Here is a 3,237-nt window from a genome sequence, read left to right on the forward strand (position 1 = left end):
TTCCATAAGGCTCATCAACTTTACTGATAGTAATAATCCCTTTTTTTGTCCCATCCAAAGGGATCTCTTTTATAATCGTTACGGCAGAACTCATACTCTCTCCTATTTGACTGTATAGCAAAGAGTTTAGCCGATTTTGGCTAAAGTAATCTTAAAAAAGTTCTTTATTGAGCGTTCGTATTATTTCCGTAAATATACGCATACATTTTTCGATAATAGCGCTCATTTCGAGTTCGATCAACCGCACTGAAATGGTGATAGCGTCCTAATGTCTCCCACGAGTATCCGAAACTTTTGACAAGCCGTGTCAATATTCCATTCGCCTTTTCACGCGCAGAACTCTCTTCAAAATATTCGTGAATCATAGGATTCGGATGGTATTTGTAGTTTATTTGATAAGGTCCGAGATCAAGGTTGACGATTCCCCCTTCGATCAATGCCTGAGCTTGAGCGCTGCATTGCTCCGTTGATCCGCATTTGATCAAATGGCCGTTAACGTCAAAACCTGCCGCCTTGGCACGCTCGGCCTCTTCGGTGGCATTAATACGAATAACATGGGGGACACATTGACCCTCTTCTTTGAGACATTCGCAATGTTTTATGGCATCGAGGACAATATCCGGCATTCGAATATCCGTTGTAAGTTCCCCCTCTGCACGAAGCAGTGACGATGCGATAACTAAACTTACAATGATATGTCTCATTCCTTATCCCTCAGTCTAAGATTCCATCATTTTAGCTAATTTTGCCTGCATTTTCAGCCATATTTTATGTTCCATCAACGGGAAACCGCTGTAGATCCCTTTATTTATGATACTTTTGGTAACACCTGAACGTGCGGCAAGGGTCGTAAACGGCGCGATACTTAAATGACCTGCCGTAGCACTTTGTCCCCCCATGACGACATTGCGTCCCAATGTTGTAGAGCCTGCAAGCCCCGATTGTGAGACCAAAATCGAATGTTCTCCGACCACACAATTGTGACCTATTTGTACCAAATTGTCGATTTTAGAGCCTTGTTTTACAACCGTAGAGCCGAATACTGCACAATCAACCGTAGTGTTCGCCCCTATTTCAACATCATCTTCGATGATGACATTACCGTTTTGGTAAAGCTTGATATGCTCACCCATTTTTGTATGAGCGTATCCAAATCCGTCACTTCCGATGACTGTTCCGGCGTGAATCATGACACGATTTCCGATCAGACAATCGCGATAAATCGTGACGTTTGGATAGAGAATAACGTTATCGCCGATAACACTCTCGGCACCGACATAAACACCGCTCATAATCGTACAATGTGCGCCGATTCGTGCCCCGTTCTCAATATGTGCTGTGGGATAAATATGGGTTCCCTCTCCAATAATCGGAGCTGTCTCACTGCTGCGTATCGATTTGGCAAAATGTTTAGAAAGAAGGGCTACCGACATATACGGCTCATCAGATTCCAATGCGACAACACCCTTAGGAAGAAGATGCGCTTTGGCAGAGGGGAGAATAACCGCTGAGGCACGCGTATCTGAGAGTTCTTTTTCGTATTTGGAATCGGAGAGAAACGATATTTCCCCCTCCACTGCCTCACGAAGTGTATTTAATCCGCTGATTTCGATAGTGTCATTGATCTCTTTGAATCCAAGGAATGCCGCTATTTCATAAAGTTTCATATCCACTTATCTCTCTAACGCGACAGAACCGCTTCGGACGATCTCTTTTGGATGAAAACGTTTAATCGCTTCGAGAAAGTGATTCACTCTCATCGGCTCATCTGAGATCATAACAATCATCGTATCACTACCGACATTCACGATACGTCCGTTATACGCATGGGTAAGTGCTTCGATATCACCCAACGATTCATTCATAGGAATTTTGACTAATGCCATCTCTGTTTCAACCAAATCTGCATGTTCATACACTTTGAGTACCGGAATCAACTTATGCAGCTGTTTGGTAATCTGTTCCACCACACGAACGGAACCGGCCGTAACAATAGTAATACGAGAATACTTCGACTCAGGGATCGGTGCTACCGTCAAAGACTCGATATTGTACCCGCGACCTGAGAATAATCCTGCGATGCGTGAGAGTACGCTTGCTTCGTTCATAACAATTACGGAAATAACGCGGCGTTCTGTTTGTTCCATCATTATTTCTCCTTGTACTCTAACATCATATTAAACAACGATCCGCCCGCCGGAACCATCGGTAAAACGTTTTCGAATCGGTTAACGACAACATCGATAATCGCGACGACATTTTTCTCAACCGCATCTTTGAGTGCCGCATCAAACTCCTCTTTGGTATTGACCCGGTACCCTACTCCGCCGAATGCTTCAGCAAGTTTCACGAAATCAGGCTGCATCGAAAGATCAGTCGAGGAGTGGCGTTTGTCATAAAAGAGTGTCTGCCACTGACGAACCATCCCTAAAAAGTTGTTGTTCAAGATAACATTGATCACGGGGAGTTTATACTCAACCGCCGTCATCAACTCTTGGATATTCATCAAAATCGACCCGTCACCCGTAATGTTGATACTGACGCGCTCCATATCGGCGCGTTTCACCCCAAGTGCTGCGGGAAAACCGAATCCCATTGTCCCAAGGCCGCCGGAGCTCACCCATTGGCGCGGACGGGTAAAGGGATAGAACTGTGCCGTCCACATTTGATGCTGTCCGACATCGGTGGATATATTGGCACCATCACCCAACAATTGTCCGATACGCTCAACAACCCATTGCGGCTTAAGACGATCACCTTCTTCTTTGTAAGAGAGTGGATGAAGTTTGTTAAAGTTGGCAATCGTGTTGTGCCATGATTCATATCGCTTAGGATCAATCTGCTCTTGTGCCAGCGGAATCATCTGTTCCAATACGTTTTTGACATCGCCGACAATCGGAAAATGGGCATTCACCAGTTTCGAGATACTCGCCGGATCAATATCGACATGGATGATCTGCGCGTTTTTCGCAAATTCGGAAAGCTTTCCTGTAACACGGTCATCAAATCTCGCACCCAGACCGATAACCAAATCGGTCTCAGACATCGCCATATTCGCCGCATACGATCCGTGCATACCGAGCATAGAGATCAATAGCGGATCATCGTAACGAAGCGTTCCGCGCGCCATAAACGTCTCAACAGCAGGGATTTGGGTCATTTTGGAAAACTCACGCACCAGCTCTGCCGCATTGGCATTGATAATACCGCCCCCGAGATACAAAAGGGGACGTTTAG

4 protein-coding genes are annotated in these 3,237 nt (G+C 45.3%); all 4 read right to left on the bottom strand.

What is annotated here, in order from left to right:
- Positions 1–164: 164 nt before the first annotated feature.
- Positions 165–704 (bottom strand): hypothetical protein, encoded by a 540-nt coding sequence (locus A2517_RS09335; protein ID WP_294896366.1) that lies wholly within the window; start codon positions 702–704, stop codon positions 165–167.
- A gap of 15 nt (positions 705–719) precedes the next feature.
- On the bottom strand, positions 720–1,667 hold the full coding sequence (gene lpxD, locus A2517_RS09340) for a UDP-3-O-(3-hydroxymyristoyl)glucosamine N-acyltransferase (RefSeq protein WP_294896368.1): 948 nt from the start codon (positions 1,665–1,667) through the stop codon (positions 720–722).
- A gap of 6 nt (positions 1,668–1,673) precedes the next feature.
- Positions 1,674–2,150, bottom strand: coding sequence for an acetolactate synthase small subunit (ilvN, locus tag A2517_RS09345; protein ID WP_294896370.1), 477 nt, complete (start codon positions 2,148–2,150; stop codon positions 1,674–1,676).
- The coding region (locus A2517_RS09350) for a thiamine pyrophosphate-dependent enzyme (protein WP_294896372.1) at positions 2,150–3,237 on the bottom strand (1,088 nt) is incomplete at its 5' end. The genes ilvN and A2517_RS09350, both read right to left, overlap by 1 nt.

The organism is Sulfuricurvum sp. RIFOXYD12_FULL_44_77 (genome assembly GCF_001830725.1).
In the GTDB taxonomy this organism is placed as follows: Bacteria; Campylobacterota; Campylobacteria; order Campylobacterales; family Sulfurimonadaceae; genus Sulfuricurvum; species Sulfuricurvum kujiense_A.